We start from the raw sequence: 17,434 nt of genomic DNA, 5'->3' as shown, positions 1-17,434 counted from the left end.
ATATGACAACTTATTTCATTTTTTGTTACCTAAATCAAACTCGAAATCAAAGTTTCCATTTTTGAATCCTGATATTCAGACTTTTTATCGACTCGCTCAAAGAGTTGTTATTCAATAAAAACCAAAAAATCCCAGCGCTTATGCAACTGGGATCTTTAAAAATGAATAATTTAACGATTAGAAGGTTTATCTATTCCGAAGTGTAAATACGCTCTGTCGGTAGCAATTCGGCCTCGTGGGGTTCTTTGCAGATAACCTTGTTGGATTAAGTAGGGTTCCAATACGTCTTCAATGGTGTCTTTCTCTTCACCAATTGCTGCTGCCATGTTGTCGATACCCACAGGACCACCGCCAAACTTCTCCATAATCGCGAGCAGAAGTTTTCTATCCATATAGTCAAAACCTTTCGCGTCGACATCCAGCATGTTGAGTGCTTTGTCAGCGACATCAGGACAGATATGTCCATCACCCTTTACTTCCGCGTAGTCACGGACACGACGCAGCAATCGGTTAGCAATACGCGGTGTACCGCGTGCTCGGCGAGCAATTTCTAACGCCCCTTCCGACTCCAGTGAAAGCCCAAGACAATCTGCACTGCGCTGAACGATATTTTGAAGGTCTTCTACTTTGTAATACTCGAGACGTTGAGTTATCCCAAAACGGTCACGTAATGGAGAAGTTAGCGACCCAGCACGTGTTGTCGCGCCGATCAACGTAAACGGAGGTAAATCGATTTTAATAGAGCGCGCTGCTGGACCTTCACCAATCATGATGTCCAATTGGTAGTCTTCCATCGCAGGATAAAGCACCTCTTCAACCACAGGGCTCAAACGGTGGATTTCATCAATGAAAAGCACATCATTTTCTTCAAGGTTGGTTAATAGCGCCGCTAAATCGCCCGCCTTCTCCAATACCGGTCCCGAAGTGGTACGGATGCTCACATCCATTTCATTGGCAACAATGTTCGCAAGCGTGGTTTTACCTAAGCCCGGAGGGCCAAAAATCAACAGGTGATCCAGAGCTTCATTTCGCATTTGCGCTGCTTGAATGAAAATCTCCATCTGGTTACGAACGTGATCCTGACCTTGATAGTCGGAAAGTGCTTTAGGGCGAATTGCACGATCAATGACATCTTCATCTTTGAATACTGGGTTATCCGGTGCAATCAGGCGATCGGCTTCAATCATAAATTCTGTTATTCCTAACTCTGCTCTTACTGACTCTGCGCTTCTTGACTCTGTGTAAAGGCAAAGTGAATGAGTCTATTTTCTAGAACAAGTATATAAGGTATTAAACCATCGACTTCAGTGCTTCGCGAATCAGCTGTTCGCTCGTCATGCCATCTTTGGCCACTTGAGCGACAACCTTAGAAGCTTGAGTCGGCTTATAACCCAATGCAAGTAGAGCACTTACCGCTTCTTCTTCAGCGTCATGCACGGTTGGCATCGAGTCCATTGGTGCTGCATCAGTTGCTGGAGTAAACAAATCACCAGCACCCCACCCTTTCAGGCGATCTTTCATTTCAACGACAAGACGTTCGGCGGTTTTCTTACCAACGCCCGGAAGTTTAACAAGTGTCGAAATATCTTCGCGCTCAACACTTTGAACGAATTGACTTGCTGTCATTCCCGAAAGAATACCAAGGCCAAGTTTAGGGCCAACACCATTCGCTTTGATCACTTCACGGAACAAGGCACGCTCTTTAACAGTATTAAAACCATAAAGTAGTTGCGCATCTTCACGAACCACAAAATGAGTGTAGATAATTGCTTCTTCGCCCACGTTCGGTAATTCATAAAAACAGCTCATTGGCATTTGTACTTCATAACCAACACCACTCACTTCGATTAATAATTCTGGTGGCTGTTTTTCTATTAATGTACCGCGTAGACGTCCGATCACAATTCACTCTCTCGATGGAATTTAATTTGAGGGACAGAGTATAAAAGAACTGGATGCTTATCCAGTTCTTTGTGTTTATTAAGGCGATTTATTTAAGCTTGCTTCGCTTGTGAAACCACGCTGTTCAAGCTTTCGACCAATTCTTTCACCGAGGTAACATGACCAGTGAGTTCAGAGCCATAATTCGCGACTAAACCCGACACGGATTTGGTTTCTGCAACGCTTTGTGCGACCTCTGAACTCGCCAGGTCGAGTTCTTTTAGAGAGCCCATTTGCATCGCCATAATATCGGTCAGTTGATTGACATCGGTCGAGATAGTTTGAACCTCCGATATGATGTCGTTCATTTCATTAGCCGTGATTTCAATAATGTTTCTGCCATGTTCAACTTCCTCTTTACTGCGGTCCAGCAAGGTTCGAATCTCTATCGCTGAATGACTACTTTTCGCAGACAGCTCTCTCACTTGATCAGCCACCACAGCAAACCCTCTTCCCTGTTCGCCTGCGCGAGCGGCTTCTATCGCGGCGTTGAGTGCCAATAAATTGGTTTGTTCGGCTACGGAAGTAATAAGATCAGCAACTTTCATTATCTCTTGATTGCTTTGAATAATTTGACTGATTGCACTGGTCGAAGCTTCTAATGACTCAGAGCTCTTTTGCGCTTTCGTTCCTACCGCTTCACTGCGATCTTTCAGTTCTCCCACAAATGAGTTTGATTCTTCTATTCCTTGGGTCATTTGGTGAAGCTGTTGGCTCATCTGCTCGGCGGCACTCGCCTGAGATTCACAATTGATATTCAACACTTCGACTTGAGCATGCAAGTCTTGTGACTGCTGATCCAAATGCACCGAAACGTCCTGTAGGCTTTCAGAGTTCGAGTTAGCTTGGTCAAGTACAATTGAGAGTTGTCCCTCACTCTGGGTCGCTTGATTCGCTATCTGCTGGCTTTCTGAAATTGCATCCTCTGCCATTTCTATCGCCACCTCTTTTTGCTTAGCCGTAAAAGCTTGAGCAATACAAATAACAACGAGCGGCATAATCACACCAGACCATGTTTCAACGACTACGGCTTCCGGAGTGAGCACTAACTGCGGAAACTCAAACCCTTTAAGGTGAGCTGAAGTCATCACCAGCGAAACACCGATAACCAACCCACTCCACACCAAGGCGACAATTCGAGTCCCAGATAAAAAGAAAGCAACCACCAGCAAAGGTACCCAGTAAGCTTGAGTTGAAGCAACAACACCACCGCTTTGATAGATGATATTAAGTGCGTGTACCGCCATACCAACAAAACCAAAATTCAATGCAAGGCTAGGCTTACTCGTGATGCGTAATAGAAGCGCCGAGATCAGTTCAAATACGATAAGAAATACGGAAGTAACAACAAGCAACGGCTCTTCGTGCTTTGTCCATTTTAAGAAGCTATACACACCTACGAAGAATGCGATAAAAGTGAAGAGTAATAAGATATCGGCTTGCCTGACTTCGTTGTTACTCCATTTGGTACGATTGGGTAGAAACAACGCGCGCCACAGCTTTATAGGGTTCATCAGTGATCATCCTTGATTAACTTGTAAGACCTCCGACCAATGTTAATAACATGTTAAATAGGACGCAATATTCTTATCAAAGATCTGTTCGAAAGATCTCATTTCATCAAGGATTTAACTGTGATTATGGTGTGTTGATTGTTTTGCAGTAGAAGGAATTAGAAGGTTAGGCTCTTAAGAATAAAGAGCCCAACAATGACTTAGAATGGATTAACGGTAACGGCCTTTTTTCGCACCTGTTGCTTTGCCAGCAAGTGCGATCAGCGTTTTATTGGTGTTAGCGTGAGTGATTGCTACGCCTAGAGCATCGGCGGCATCAGCCTGTGGTTTGGCAGGTAATTTAAGCATGCTCATCACCATGTTCTGAACCATTAACTTATCGGCACCGCCATTACCTGTTACGGCTTGCTTGATTAGACGAGCGGCGTACTCATGCACTGGTAGATCAGCGTTAACCGCCGCCACAATCGCGCTACCACGAGCTTGTCCGAGCTTAAGTGCAGAATCAGCATTCTTCGCCATAAAGACCTGCTCTATCGCGAATACATCTGGCTGAAACTGAGTAATGATTTCGCTCACACCTGCATAGATCTGCTTAAGTCGACCTGGCAGTTCTTTTTCTGACATGCGGATACAACCACTACCTAAGTAATACAGATGACGGCCGTTTTGACGAATAACGCCATAACCGGTAATGCGTGAGCCAGGATCGATCCCTAATATAATAGACATAACTTCAAATACTGATTATTTATACATGCTTTTGTTCATTGGCTTAGTATATCTGACGATAAAAAAAATGCCCGTTAAATTAACGGGCATTTCGTTGTTCTATCGAAAGTTTAGCTTAATCGTTTGATTAGCCTTCTTTCTTCGCTAATTTAACTGCGATTGCTAGCTCTTCCAGCGATGCTGGATTTGCTAGGCTTGGCGCGTCTGTTAGTAGACATGCTGCAGCCGTTGTTTTCGGGAATGCGATAACGTCACGGATGTTCTCTGTACCACAAAGAAGCATTGCTAGACGGTCAAGACCGAACGCTAAACCTGCGTGTGGTGGAGTTCCGTACTTAAGCGCTTCAAGTAGGAAGCCGAACTTCTCTTGTTGCTCTTGTGCTTCGATACCTAGGATACCAAATACCGCTGTTTGCATTTCTGCGTTATGAATACGTACAGAACCACCGCCTACTTCGTAGCCGTTGATTACCATGTCGTATGCATCAGAATTAGCTGCTGCTGGGTTTGCTTTTAGCTCTTCTGCATTCATACCTAGAGGCGATGTGAATGGGTGGTGCATAGCGTGTAGGTTGCCTTCACCATCTTCTTCAAACATTGGGAAATCAATAACCCAAAGTGGAGCCCAAGCTTTCTTATCTGTTAGCTCTAAGTCATCACCTAGTTTGATACGAAGTGCGCCCATTGCTTCAGAAACAATGTTCGCTTTATCTGCACCAAATAGAATGATGTCGCCAGATTCAGCTTGAGTACGCTCAAGAATGCCGTTAATCACATCTTCGTTTAGGAACTTAGCGACTGGAGATTGGATACCTTCCATGCCTGCAGCACGGTCGTTAACCTTCATCCAAGCAAGACCTTTCGCGCCGTAGATACCTACGTGCTCTGCGTAACCATCGATTTGCTTACGAGTTAGCTTAGCGCCACCCGGAACACGGATTACTGCTACGCGACCTTTCTCGTCGTTCGCAGGACCAGAGAATACTTTAAACTCTACGTCTTTCAGTAGGTCAGCAACATCAACTAGCTCTAGTGGGTTACGTAGATCTGGCTTATCAGAACCAAAACGACGAATCGCTTCAGAGAAAGGCATTACTGGGAATTGACCCAGTTCAACATCTAGAAGCTCTTTCCACATATCGTGAACAAGTTTCTCAGTGATACCACGAACTTCTTGAGAAGATAGGAATGATGTTTCGATATCGATTTGAGTAAATTCAGGCTGACGGTCAGCACGTAAATCTTCATCACGGAAACATTTAACGATTTGGTAGTAACGGTCAAAACCAGACATCATCAGCAGTTGCTTGAACAGCTGAGGAGATTGAGGAAGTGCGTAGAAGCTACCCTTGTGAACGCGGCTTGGCACTAGGTAATCACGAGCACCTTCTGGCGTTGCTTTAGTTAGTACTGGCGTTTCGATATCTAGGAATAGGTTCTCATCAAGGAAACGGCGAACGAAGCTAGAAGCTCGTGCACGAAGTTTGATGCGGTCACTCATTTCTGGACGACGAAGATCGATGTAACGGTATTTAAGACGCTGCTCTTCAGAGTTCGTTTGGTTGAAATCTAATGGAAGCGCTTCTGAACGGTTGATGATTTCTAGGCCTGTCGCGTAAAGTTCAACTTCACCTGTCGACATGTCTTTGTTTACTTGGCTGTCAGGACGAACACGTACTTCACCCGTAAACTTGATGCAGAATTCATTACGCAGTTGGCTAGCGATTTCAAAGATATCTTTCATATCTGGATCGACAACAACCTGAACTACGCCTTCACGGTCACGCATATCAATAAAGATAAGACCGCCTAAATCACGGCGACGATTTACCCAGCCGCACAATTCTACAGTTTGTCCCGCCAGGGACTTGTTCAGGTTACCACAGTAATGGGTACGCATAATGAATTTCCCAATCTCTTAATAATTTACTAATTTCGAAGCTGCAGGTGGTCATACCTAACCTACAAAGCAAAGAAACATTTATACGCGGAAACTCATTTAAAATCGACCTTCCGCGATCGAATATATTGTGTTTTATCTGGCTTTGCTGCTTTTTAGCCCATCAAGTGCGCAAAGATTCATCAAAACCGAAAAAATTGGCAGAATTATATCTCGAAAGTACCTTAATCGGCAAAAGTCTCGTACAGTAGATTTGCGCTTCAACTAAAACTTTTTGTAATGACTAACGACGCGAAGATAAATAGCGTGATGACTAACGGTGAGATAACGATGGCAACTTTACCTCTAAGACTTGGATTAACCATGTGGTCTCATTCTGAGTGGCAAAGTCAGTTCTATGGTAAAGGGACGAAACCGGCTGAGCGCCTAGAAAAGTACACCCAAGTTTTTCATACGGTTGAAGGGAATACGACGTTCTATGCCACGCCTAGTATGTCAACCGTTCACAACTGGAAAGCAGCGAGTCATGATGATTTCAAATTTACCTTCAAACTGCCTAAATTCATCACCCACCAGCAGCAACTCAGGCACTGCCAAGCCGAACTCAAAGAGTTTCTAATGACCATGTCGCCACTGCACGATCGCATTGGCCAGTGGACGATTCAACTACCACACAGCTTTGAACCAAGCATGCTCCCTGCCCTACAAAAATTTTGTACATTATTCCCGAAAGACATGCAGCTTGGTGTTGAAGTTCGTCATCTTGGTTTCTTTGACAAAAGCGACGCCGAAAAACGCTTCAATCAATGGCTCGTTGAAGAAGGCATTAATCGTATTATTATGGATAGTCGCCCAGTTTTCTCCGCACCACCAACCACTGAAGCGGTGATCGATGCGCATCAGAAAAAGCCGCGCGTTCCCGTTCATGCTATTGCGACCGCCAATAATCCAATGATTCGCTTTATTGGCCACCCTGACCAAAAGCCTAACATCGAATTCTTTAAACCTTGGTTTGCCAAAATCCCGAACTGGCTTGCTGAAGGTAAACAACCTTATTTGATGATCCACACCCCAGACAATAATCACTCCCCCGAACTTGCAGTCGCTATCTATCAGCAGCTACAAAAGCAAGTCACTGAAAGCACGTCATTATTATTGCCCGATCTTGCTCAATTTCCAGCTCAGAAAGGCAACCATCAAATCTCGATGTTTTAATCCCTTTCCTCTATATACAATCAATCATTGAGAGTAATCTCAGTTTTCGTGACAGACGCGCTTTTTTTACGTAAAATACGTCCCCTTTTATTTGGTACGAAATCTGTGCCAATTACGCTGACTGTCGAGAGAAAATGCCATGAGCAACACAGACAATATCTTTTCCGCTCCTATTGATAAAATTGGAGACTTCACCTTTGACGCAAGAGTCGCTGAAGTATTTCCGGATATGATTCAACGCTCGGTGCCTGGCTACAGCAATATCATCTCTGCGATCGGCATGTTGGCTGAGCGCTTCGTTAAACCGCATTCAAATATCTATGACCTAGGCTGCTCTCTTGGCGCAGCTACGCTCTCAATGCGTCGTCATATTAAACAAGAAGGTTGCACGATTTTTGCTGTCGATAATTCAGAAGCGATGGTTGAACGCTGCAAATTACATGTAAATGCTTATCGCAGTGACACTCCTGTTGAAGTGATTGAAGCGGATATTCGTGAAATCGAAATCAAAGACGCATCGGTTGTGGTATTGAATTTCACTTTACAGTTTTTGTCTCCAGATGACCGCTTAGCATTGTTACAAAAAATTCACTCAGGCCTACGCCCTGGTGGGATCTTAATCTTATCTGAGAAGTACGTTTTCGAAGACGAGAGCTCAAATGAACTGCTGATTGACCTTCACCATGATTTCAAACGAGCTAACGGATACAGCGAGCTAGAAGTTAGCCAAAAACGTAGCGCAATTGAAAACGTTATGCGCCCAGACTCGATCAAGGTCCATAAAGAGCGTTTCCAAGAAATCGGCTTTTCTAGCAGCGAAGTGTGGTTCCAATGTTTCAACTTCGGTTCGATGTTCGCAATTAAGTAGATCACCACACAATGTTCTAAAGACGATACTGTCGGGCTTTAGTCACTAATTTTCGGTGTTGTGATGATAGACATCACACACATTATGAATTCCACAACGGTTAATATTATCCATGTTTAATTTTGCTAATTTTTATCAACTTATTGCCCAAGACACTCGCCTTCAGCCGTGGCTCAATGTTCTACCTCAACAACTGACGGATTGGCAAAATGCAGAGCACGGTGACTTCGACCGTTGGTTACGTGCGCTGAACAAAATCCCACAAGGTGTACCAGACCAAGTTGACCTAAAAAATTCAGTCACGATTGGCAGCAGCACACCGTTTCACACGGGTGAACTTAAAAAGTTAGAAAGCTTATTGAAGACTTTCCACCCTTGGAGAAAAGGCCCTTACACTGTTCATGATATTCATATCGATACAGAATGGCGCAGCGACTGGAAATGGGATCGTGTGCTTCCACATATTTCTCCACTGAAAAACCGTTCAGTACTCGATGTGGGTTGCGGCAATGGTTACCACATGTGGCGCATGCTGGGTGAAGGTGCACGCCTAACGGTTGGTATCGATCCTTCTCACCTTTTCCTTGTTCAATTCGAAGCAATTCGTAAATTATTGGGCGATGACCAACGTGCCCATCTTTTACCTATGGGTATTGAGCAACTGCCAAAGCTGGAAGCTTACGACACTGTATTTAGCATGGGTGTGTTGTATCACCGTCGTTCACCGCTTGATCACTTGATTCAACTGAAAGACCAATTAGCATCTGGTGGTGAGTTGGTCCTTGAAACCCTAGTGATTGAAGGTGACGAAAACGCGGTGCTGGTTCCAGTTGATCGTTACGCACAAATGAGAAATGTCTACTTCTTCCCTTCTGCTCGCGCGCTAAAACGCTGGCTTGAACAGGTTGGCTTTGAAGACGTACGTATCGTTGACGAAAATGTTACGACAGTTGGCGAACAACGCACAACAGAATGGATGACACACAACTCTCTACCAGATTATTTAGACCCTAATGATCCAAGTAAAACAGTTGAAGGTCACCCAGCACCAAGACGTGCTGTTCTAGTGGCAACAAAGCCATAAACTAGACAATAAAAGAATCATAGTTTGCTCGAGGAAACCTTTTAGTTTGCTTCGTAGCGCACTCTGACTTCAAAGAGCATAAATTGCACATAAATTGACTTATGTTTAATAAGTGAGCTATTTCCAATAGCAACAATTGGCGCAGCGCTCACATTGCGATTCAATATGACCAGACTCTTACAATAGGGTGCTTCACGCATCCTTTTTTGTGGGCTAAACTCTTAAATAGTCTGAACTATTCTCTAATTCTCAAAGGTTTTTTTATGTTTAAGCGATTATCGCCAATTGTGGCGGTTGGTTTGCTCTCTGGTTGCACCCTTACTAACGGTGCTTCCTACCACCAAGAAACTCTCGATGCTATTTCCCGCTCAGAGACAAACATCGCAAATAAGGTTCAAAATCTTGAACTGCAACTAAGTAATCAAAGTGATTATATTGAAAGCTTAGAAGATGAAATCACGACCCTATCTAGTCAATTAGATGTTCATCTAACAAACATGGAACACAAAGTTATTGAAGAGTTAGAAGAAGAGGAGCCTGTTGCAGTTGCAGCGGCACCTATCGCTCCTACATCACAACCAACCATTCTTGGCGGAATCGAAAAAGTATCTATCGATTCGATTAAACAAAGCTTTGATGCTCGTGTTGATACGGGTGCTACCACCTCTTCTTTGAATGCTGTCGATATCAAAGAATTCGAACGCAACGGAAAGAACTGGATTAAGTTCCATCTAGACGATAAAGCGCAAGCCGTAGAAGACCAAAAATGGATTGAAGCGCCAGTTGTACGGTATGTAAAAATCCGTCAGTCAACGAATGACAAAGCAGAACGTCGAGCTGTGATCGAATTATGGGTTAAAGTTGGAAAAATCCATGAAAAAGCGCAATTTACATTGGCGGATCGCTCTCAAATGAGTCACCCTGTATTACTAGGGCGCGAATTTATCAAAGACATAGCGCTAGTAGATGTAAGTAAAAAGTACGTACAAACGGAAGTTAAATAACAATAGTAGGGTAAGCTATGACGTCAAGAATTCCATTTTATATCTCAATTTTCCTGCTCATCGTGGCAGGAATAACACTCAGTATGTTCAGACATACCACCTACGGTGTACCCTGGACTCCAGGGGAAACTAATCAAGTTTGGGACATTGAAGCTCGTATCGAATTCAATGCAGCGGGTAAAGAAGCAAAAGTTTCACTAGCCGCACCTCACACGCAGTCTAATTTTACACTTATTAGTGAGTCAGCTTCATCACCAGGCTACGGCATTTCATACTTGAATACAGATTCAGGTCGCCGAGCAGAATGGTCCATTCGTCATGCAGATGGCCCGCAGACTATCTACTACAAGACACAATTCTTAGTAGATAGCCAAGCGAACGTGACCGCGACGCCTCCAGACGGTGATGTCACTCAACCAAGCTTTGACGGTCCTGAAGAAGCCGCGGCCCTTGCTTTGATAGACAGAGCAACCAAGCGCTCAGCAGACAACATCACCTTTACTCGTGAATTAATCAAAACGCTTAACGATCCAGACAGCCAAAACTCAGCGCTGATTTTGAATAACATGACCAAAGTGGAGGCGACACACAAGCTACTTTCTGCAGCTAAAATCCACAACAAGGTTGTCGGTGTTATTGAATTGGAAGACGGACGTCGTCGCCAATCAATCCAGCACATGAACCAAATTTGGGATAATAACCAGTGGGTTCTCTTCTCTCCTGAATCTAGCGAGCAACAAGTTCAACCAAACCTACTCATCTGGGACGAGTCAAATGTCTCGCTATTAGATGTTGTGGGCGGCCAGAACAGTAAAGTTCACTTCTCTATGATTGCTCAAGAAATCTCGCCAACAGAAGCAACCAACAGCAAAGTATCTGCCGATCAACTATTGAACCTATCGATCCACAGCCTACCGTTAGAAGAACAAGCGATGTTTAAAACCATCATGCTGATTCCAATAGGTGCGCTTATCGTTGTGTTCTTGCGTGTCATCATAGGTCTTAAGACTTCTGGTACGTTCATGCCCGTTCTGATTGCTGTAGCATTCGTTCAAACTCAGTTGGTTACAGGCATTGTTGGCTTCCTACTAATTGTCGGTACTGGTCTTGTAATACGAAGTTACTTGTCCAAACTCAACCTCTTGTTAGTTGCCAGGATATCCGCCGTAATCATTACGGTAATTATGATTATCTCGATATTTACTGTCGTCGCATTTAAAATCGGACTAACAGAAGGTCTATCGATTACGTTCTTCCCAATGATTATCTTGTCTTGGACTATCGAACGTATGTCTATCCTTTGGGAAGAAGAAGGCGCGAAAGAAGTAGTACTACAAGGTGGTGGCTCTCTATTTACCGCGGTTCTTGTTTACTTAGGCATGACTAACCCGTTCATTCAGCACTTGACGTTCAACTTTATTGGTTTGCAGCTTGTTATTCTAGCGACCATCTTGCTACTAGGTAACTACACGGGCTACCGTCTAACCGAGCTTCGTCGCTTTAAACCGCTAGCGGAGGACTAAGTTATGTTTGATCAATTTACTTCACCGTTTAAGTTGAAAGACAAAGGCATAATGGGAATGAACAAGCGTAACCATAGTTATATTGGTCGCTACAATGATCGTTCCAAGTATCCACTCGTTGATGACAAGCTTAAGACTAAGATTATTGCTGAACAAGCGGGTGCAACTGTACCTACATTGATTGGCGTTATTGGTCACCAAGCTGAAGTAAGAACAATCCACAAAATGGTTAAAGAGTGGCCCGGTTTTGTAATCAAGCCGGCTCAAGGTAGTGGTGGTAAAGGCATCCTTGTTGTCATCTCTCACAAAGATGGTGTTTATACCAAGCCATCGGGTTCTACCATTAATGAAGAAGACGTAGAGCGTCACATCAGTAACGCTCTGGCCGGTCTTTTCTCACTAGGCGGTAAGAACGACGTAGCCGTGGTTGAAAACCTCATTAAATTTGATGAGTGTTTCGAAGGCTTCAGTTACGAAGGCGTGCCAGATGTACGAATTATCGTATTTAAAGGCTACCCTGTGATGGCAATGATGCGCCTATCCACTTCAGCTTCTGACGGCAAGGCGAACTTGCACCAAGGTGCTGTCGGGGTCGGTATTTGCATCGCGACCGGGAAAGCCGTTCGTGCGGTTCAGTTTGACCAACCAGTCACTCATCACCCAGATACGGGGAAAGAGTTGGCGTCACTTCAAGTGCCACATTGGGAGAAACTACTGACTCTTGCATCAAGTGCTTGGGAAATGACAGGTCTTGGTTACATGGGTACTGACATGGTTTTAGACCAAGAAGAAGGCCCTATGGTACTGGAACTCAATGCTCGCCCTGGATTGGCAATACAGATTGCAAACGGCGCTGGTTTATTGCCTCGCTTGCATCATATTGAAAATCTAGGCACACCCGCTGAATATCCAAAGCCAGCAGAACGTGTTGCATACGCTGCAAAACAATTTGGTGTTCACGGTAATGAATTGTCTACTCACAAAATGATTGACTAGAATATTCCAAACCATACCTAGCACAACAAAAAAGCCGCATAACTCTGAGAGTTACGCGGCTTTTTAATCTCTGTCGTTAATCCTTTTAAGCTAACGAATCAGGCCAAGGGGCTCTGTCTAAAGTCGTTAGGTTAAAGTAGTGAGGCTTAAGTCTATTAAGTTAAACAGTGTAGATTAAGCCTCCGTTTCTGCGATTTCCGGTTCACGGATTAGATCAATACGCACTGCTGCCACCTTAAACTCTGGGATCTTAGCGTGAGGATCAGTCGCTGTGGTCGTTAAACGGTTGACCGGAGACTCAACAAAATGGAATGGAATAAACACCACGCCCTTTTGCATCCGCTTAGTGACAAATGCAGCAATCTCAATCTCACCACGTCGGGTCGATACCTTAAGCATTTGACCGTTCGAAATGCCTAGCTCTTCTGCATCATGAACGCTCAACATCGCGCGAGGACCCGCTAAGTTATCGAGCCCTTTAGTTTTACGAGTCATGGTCCCAGTATGAAACTGCTCCAAAACACGCCCAGTTGTTAGTACTAACGGGTATTCTGCATCTGGAAGCTCAGCCGCATATCTAAACGGAATCGCTTCCATCTGACCACGTCCGCGAGTGAACTGAGTCTGGTGCATAATACGAGTACCGTCAGGATTGTTTTTATTACTTGGCCATTGAACGCCGTTGACCGTAATGTTCTCCCAACGTAAACCACCGTATTGAGGAGTCACTCTTGCGATCTCATTGGTTATATCAGCAACAGTGCTATATTCCCAGTTCCCTCCCATTGCGTTGGCTAGCAATTGAATGATCACCCAGTCTTCTTTGGCCTCACCTGGAGGTAATACGGCTGGGTTAATACGCTGAACTCGACGCTCAGTATTGGTAAAATGGCCCGATTTTTCAGCAAACGAACAAGACGGCAGAACCACATCGGCATACTGAGCGGTTTCTGTTAAGAAGATATCTTGAACCACAAGAAAGTCTAAGGCTTCAAGCCCTTCAATTACGTGAGCTTGGTTCGGATCGCTGAGTACAGGGTTTTCACCCATTACGTACAAACCACGTACGTCACGATGGCATGCGCCATCAATTATCTCGGTCAACGTTAAGCCCGCTTCAGCGGGTAAATCTGAAACGCCCCACTCCATCGCAAACTTCTGACGCACCATCGGATTATAAACTTTTTGATAGCCAGGTAGGTTGTTTGGTAAGGCACCCATGTCACACGCGCCCTGTACATTAGATTGTCCACGCAGCGGGTTAATGCCACCACCTTCAATACCAATGTTGCCACACAGTAATTGAAGATTAGCAATAGAGCGAACATTGTCATGCCCTGTGGTGTGCTGCGTGATACCCATAGAGTAATACACCGCGGTGCGTTCAGCAGTACCGATCAAGCGAGCCATAGCGAAGATATCATCGGCTTTCACACCGGTAACCAGTTCGACTTTTTCGAGTGAATAACTTGGCGACATGACCTCTTGTAACAAGGTATCAAAGCCATCAACTCGTTCATCGATGTAATCTTGGTCATACCAACCGTGTTTGATGATCTGTTGCATGACGCCATTGATCAGCATCACATCAGTACCCGGGCGGTGTGCTAAGTAAAGTTCGGCATGATCAGCAATATCAATTCGTTTTGGATCAGCAACGATCAATCGTGCTCCACCATGCCTCACCGCTTGCTTGATGTGCGAGCCAATAATAGGGTGCGCCGATGTGGTGTCTGAACCAATGATGAAAATTACATCTGAGTGCTTAATACTCGGAATATCATTGGTCATCGCCCCACTACCCAGTGAAGCCTCTAAGCCAGTCACCGTTGAAGCATGACAAAGACGAGCACAGTGATCGACGTTATTGGTTCCAAGTTCGCGACGTATGAACTTTTGGAACGCATAGTTATCTTCGTTCGTCGTTTTTGCCGACGAGAAACCCGCCAAGGCATTGCTACCAAAACCTTGCTTAATCGCGGTGAACTTATCAGCAATGAGCGTAATCGCGTCATCCCAACTTGCCGGTTGCAACCAACCATCTTTGCGTATTAGTGGTGTCGTTAGGCGCGCATCACTGCCAACAAAATCAAAACCGAACCGGCCCTTAACGCAAAGCATGCCTTCATTAACCGGAGAGTTTGCACCTTCGATGTAGCGGATTTTATTCTGCTTTTCATCGACGTGCATCGTGAGCTTACAACCCACACCGCAGTAGGTACAAATCGTATCGACTTTCTTCAAGGCATCTGTATCGCCTTGCTTTCTATCTCGAGCATCCACCATTGCGCCCGTTGGACACACTTGAACACACGAACCACATTGAACACAGTTAGAATCACCCATTAGTGTCTTGTCTGCTCCAAAATTAGGGCGACACTCAGGCCTTGATGCTGGCTTGCCATTTGACTGATTCATGAAGCTTAGAACTCCATGAACATTCTGTTCGCGACACGCTTGGATACACTGCCCGCAACTGATACAGCGGTTGGCATCAAAGATAATAAATTCAGAGCTGTCATCGACCGCGAATTTTTGCCTTGTTAAGCCGACCTTAGTTTCTTCTGCGCGAATCGCTTGCCAACTGTCATTAGAAGCTACATCGATTTTGTACTCTGGATGCGTTTGCGTTGCTTTGTATTCGGTCGAGTAATCTCGTAGGTCGCAGTCTGTATTCGCTTGGCAGCCACACTCTAAACACCTTGTAGCTTCCGCTATCGCATCCGCATTATCAAAGCCTGTTTCTACTTCTTCGAAGCTTTGCTCTCGTTGCTCTGGGGTCAACTCTGGCATAATTTTGCGCGCCATGCGCTGTATTGATTTGAATTGCTCAGGGTCAACGGCTTTTAATTGCTTATGCTTTCTTGAGTTAAACGGTTTGGCCGGAATGTTATCCATGTCACCATGGAAAAAGCGATCGATCGCTTGCGCTGCAATACGCCCATCCCCCACGGCTTCCACTGCCGTTGCAGGGCCACGTCGGAAATCACCAATACTGAAGATATTACCAGTACCCGTGTGCATGGTTTGCGGATCAGCATCAGCGGTATTCCAGCGTGTCAGCGGGATATCAATAGCTTCATTATCCATAAAGCTCAGATCAGGCTTTTGCGACACGGCAGCGATGACCGTATCAAACGCTTCAACAAAGAACTCGCCAGTTGGTTTAGGGCTACGACGACCTGAAGCATCAGCCGGTCCCAAAGCCATTCGTTCTAATCTTATCTCCGATACGTGACCGTTTTCATCTGCAATATTCTCCGCCGGATTGGTCAAGAAGTGGAACTTTACGCCTTCGTGTTCGGCTTCTTCGATTTCGTAATCTTCCGCAGGCATCTCATCGCGTGTACGACGATAGACCAGCGTGGTATCAGCGCCATCTCGCACTGCCGTTCTCGCACAGTCAATCGCAGTGTTACCGCCACCGATCACCGCTACTTTTTTACCGGTAATGAACTGCTGATCGGTCACGTAATCTTTCAGGTAATCCACACCTAAATAGCAGCCACCAAGCTCACTGCCCGGATAATTCATTTCAACGGCTTGAGATGCACCAACCGCTAAACAAACCGCATCAAAATCGTTACTTAAATCAGACAGTGTAAAATCGACACCGAGCTTTTTATCACACTCAACCGCCATTCCGTTGCGACACATCAGTTCAATTTCTTTGTCTAGAATCGACTTAGGTAAACGATATTCAGGGATACCATAACGTAGCCAGCCACCCGCTTTGGGCATCGACTCATAAACACTGACGTCATAACCTTCATTAGACAGATAATAACCGGTTGTAAGTCCACCGGGGCCACTACCCACAATCGCTATACTCTTACCTTTACTCGGCTTCTTAGCAGGCATATAGCTTTCTTGAGCGGCTAGATCCGCATCGGCAGCGTGTCGTTTGAGTTGACGGATCGCGATCGATTCATCGACTAAATTACGACGACATTCGGTTTCACAAAAAGCAGGACATACTCGACCAATTGAAAGTGGCATTGGTAATGTCTTTTTGATCACCTCAATCGCTTTAATGTGATCATTTTGAGCGATATGATGGAGGTAAGACTGGATATCAACGCCAGCAGGACAAGCCGTTTGGCATGGCGCCTCACAGTCAGCGTAGTGGTCTGTCATGATACGATTTAGTGCTTCTTGTCGATGAGCGGTCAGTTGCTTTGACTGAGTCGTAATCTCCAATCCATTAGACACTTCTAGTTCGCAAGAACGTGTCACACCAACGCCATCTACCTCAACAACACACAAATCACACGGTACTTTATCCGCTGTTTTGTTCAAACCACATAAAGATGGGATCTCCAAACCACATATTTTTGCCGCCTCAAGAACAGTTTGCCCTTGTTCGACAATTCGATATTTCCCATCAATAAGGATTTGAATCATACCTAAGTCCTACCTTTACCTTTCGCACATCGCGAGTTATCAACAATTAAAATTTAAGTAATACAATATTATTAATATTATTAAACCTATGTCATTACCATACATTATTTGTGGTTTTGTGCGTGTGACCTCAAACAAGTTCCGTTGATAATAACCATAAGGTATGAGTGGTCATATCAGTGTCGACGAGAGGATTAGGCGGAAGGTGCTCAGTTGTAGAAATTAGATTCAAGGTACAAAAAAGCCCCTAATG

Annotated in this window: 12 protein-coding genes; 6 read left to right on the top strand and 6 right to left on the bottom strand. The window is 44.7% G+C overall.

The window, feature by feature from the left end:
• Positions 1-170 precede the first annotated feature (170 nt).
• From ruvB to aspS, 5 genes are all read right to left on the bottom strand, one after another.
• Positions 171-1,187, bottom strand: coding sequence for a Holliday junction branch migration DNA helicase RuvB (ruvB, locus tag OCV36_RS05585; protein WP_017076434.1), 1,017 nt, complete (start codon positions 1,185-1,187; stop codon positions 171-173).
• 103 nt (positions 1,188-1,290) lie between these two features.
• Positions 1,291-1,902 carry a Holliday junction branch migration protein RuvA gene (gene ruvA, locus OCV36_RS05580; RefSeq protein WP_017076435.1) on the bottom strand — a complete coding sequence of 204 codons (612 nt, stop codon included), beginning with the start codon at positions 1,900-1,902 and terminating at the stop codon, positions 1,291-1,293.
• A gap of 92 nt (positions 1,903-1,994) precedes the next feature.
• Positions 1,995-3,455, bottom strand: a complete 1,461-nt coding sequence (locus OCV36_RS05575) for a methyl-accepting chemotaxis protein (protein WP_017076436.1) — start codon at positions 3,453-3,455, stop codon at positions 1,995-1,997.
• A gap of 210 nt (positions 3,456-3,665) precedes the next feature.
• Positions 3,666-4,187: a crossover junction endodeoxyribonuclease RuvC gene (gene ruvC, locus OCV36_RS05570; RefSeq protein ID WP_017076437.1), complete on the bottom strand. Its 522-nt coding sequence runs from the start codon at positions 4,185-4,187 to the stop codon at positions 3,666-3,668.
• A gap of 127 nt (positions 4,188-4,314) precedes the next feature.
• Positions 4,315-6,087 carry an aspartate--tRNA ligase gene (gene aspS / locus OCV36_RS05565; RefSeq protein ID WP_017076438.1) on the bottom strand — a complete coding sequence of 591 codons (1,773 nt, stop codon included), beginning with the start codon at positions 6,085-6,087 and terminating at the stop codon, positions 4,315-4,317.
• A gap of 309 nt (positions 6,088-6,396) precedes the next feature.
• On the opposite strand from aspS, the gene OCV36_RS05560 reads away from it, so the two are divergent.
• The 6 genes from OCV36_RS05560 to OCV36_RS05535 all read left to right on the top strand — a co-directional run bounded on the left by OCV36_RS05560 (position 6,397) and on the right by OCV36_RS05535 (position 12,777).
• A complete protein-coding gene (locus tag OCV36_RS05560) occupies positions 6,397-7,302 on the top strand; it encodes a DUF72 domain-containing protein (RefSeq protein WP_210114704.1) in 906 nt (301 codons plus the stop codon).
• A gap of 139 nt (positions 7,303-7,441) precedes the next feature.
• Entirely contained in the window at positions 7,442-8,170 is a 729-nt protein-coding gene (gene cmoA, locus OCV36_RS05555; RefSeq protein WP_017076440.1) for a carboxy-S-adenosyl-L-methionine synthase CmoA, read from the top strand.
• A 112-nt stretch (positions 8,171-8,282) separates the two neighbouring features.
• On the top strand, positions 8,283-9,254 hold the full coding sequence (gene cmoB / locus OCV36_RS05550; protein WP_135454596.1) for a tRNA 5-methoxyuridine(34)/uridine 5-oxyacetic acid(34) synthase CmoB: 972 nt from the start codon (positions 8,283-8,285) through the stop codon (positions 9,252-9,254).
• 263 nt (positions 9,255-9,517) lie between these two features.
• Complete coding sequence (locus OCV36_RS05545) at positions 9,518-10,258, top strand: ATP-dependent zinc protease family protein (RefSeq protein WP_029225248.1); 741 nt, start codon at positions 9,518-9,520, stop codon at positions 10,256-10,258.
• Between the two features lie 17 nt (positions 10,259-10,275).
• The gene (locus OCV36_RS05540) at positions 10,276-11,781 is read left to right on the top strand and encodes an inactive transglutaminase family protein (RefSeq protein WP_017076443.1); all 1,506 of its coding nucleotides are present in this window, start codon (positions 10,276-10,278) and stop codon (positions 11,779-11,781) included.
• 3 nt (positions 11,782-11,784) lie between these two features.
• Positions 11,785-12,777 (top strand): alpha-L-glutamate ligase-like protein, encoded by a 993-nt coding sequence (locus OCV36_RS05535; protein WP_017076444.1) that lies wholly within the window; start codon positions 11,785-11,787, stop codon positions 12,775-12,777.
• A gap of 174 nt (positions 12,778-12,951) precedes the next feature.
• On the opposite strand, the gene fdhF is transcribed toward OCV36_RS05535, so the two are convergent.
• Entirely contained in the window at positions 12,952-17,181 is a 4,230-nt protein-coding gene (gene fdhF / locus OCV36_RS05530) for a formate dehydrogenase subunit alpha (RefSeq protein WP_135454594.1), read from the bottom strand.
• Between the last annotated feature and the right edge of the window lie 253 nt (positions 17,182-17,434).

Source organism: Vibrio echinoideorum (genome assembly GCF_024347455.1).
Lineage (GTDB): Bacteria > Pseudomonadota > Gammaproteobacteria > Enterobacterales > Vibrionaceae > Vibrio > Vibrio echinoideorum.
This window is presented reverse-complemented; position numbering and strand designations above follow the sequence as displayed.

Excerpts from the sequence above, each read along its gene's own strand:
- ruvB (WP_017076434.1), bottom strand. The coding sequence starts at position 1,187 with ATGATTGAAGCCGATCGCCTGATTGCACCGGATAACCCAGTATTCAAA.
- OCV36_RS05575 (WP_017076436.1), bottom strand. The coding sequence starts at position 3,455 with ATGAACCCTATAAAGCTGTGGCGCGCGTTGTTTCTACCCAATCGTACC.
- ruvC (WP_017076437.1), bottom strand. The coding sequence starts at position 4,187 with ATGTCTATTATATTAGGGATCGATCCTGGCTCACGCATTACCGGTTAT.
- aspS (WP_017076438.1), bottom strand. The coding sequence starts at position 6,087 with ATGCGTACCCATTACTGTGGTAACCTGAACAAGTCCCTGGCGGGACAA.
- OCV36_RS05560 (WP_210114704.1), top strand. The coding sequence starts at position 6,397 with ATGACTAACGGTGAGATAACGATGGCAACTTTACCTCTAAGACTTGGA.
- cmoA (WP_017076440.1), top strand. The coding sequence starts at position 7,442 with ATGAGCAACACAGACAATATCTTTTCCGCTCCTATTGATAAAATTGGA.
- cmoB (WP_135454596.1), top strand. The coding sequence starts at position 8,283 with ATGTTTAATTTTGCTAATTTTTATCAACTTATTGCCCAAGACACTCGC.
- OCV36_RS05545 (WP_029225248.1), top strand. The coding sequence starts at position 9,518 with ATGTTTAAGCGATTATCGCCAATTGTGGCGGTTGGTTTGCTCTCTGGT.
- OCV36_RS05540 (WP_017076443.1), top strand. The coding sequence starts at position 10,276 with ATGACGTCAAGAATTCCATTTTATATCTCAATTTTCCTGCTCATCGTG.
- OCV36_RS05535 (WP_017076444.1), top strand. The coding sequence starts at position 11,785 with ATGTTTGATCAATTTACTTCACCGTTTAAGTTGAAAGACAAAGGCATA.
- fdhF (WP_135454594.1), bottom strand. The coding sequence starts at position 17,181 with ATGATTCAAATCCTTATTGATGGGAAATATCGAATTGTCGAACAAGGG.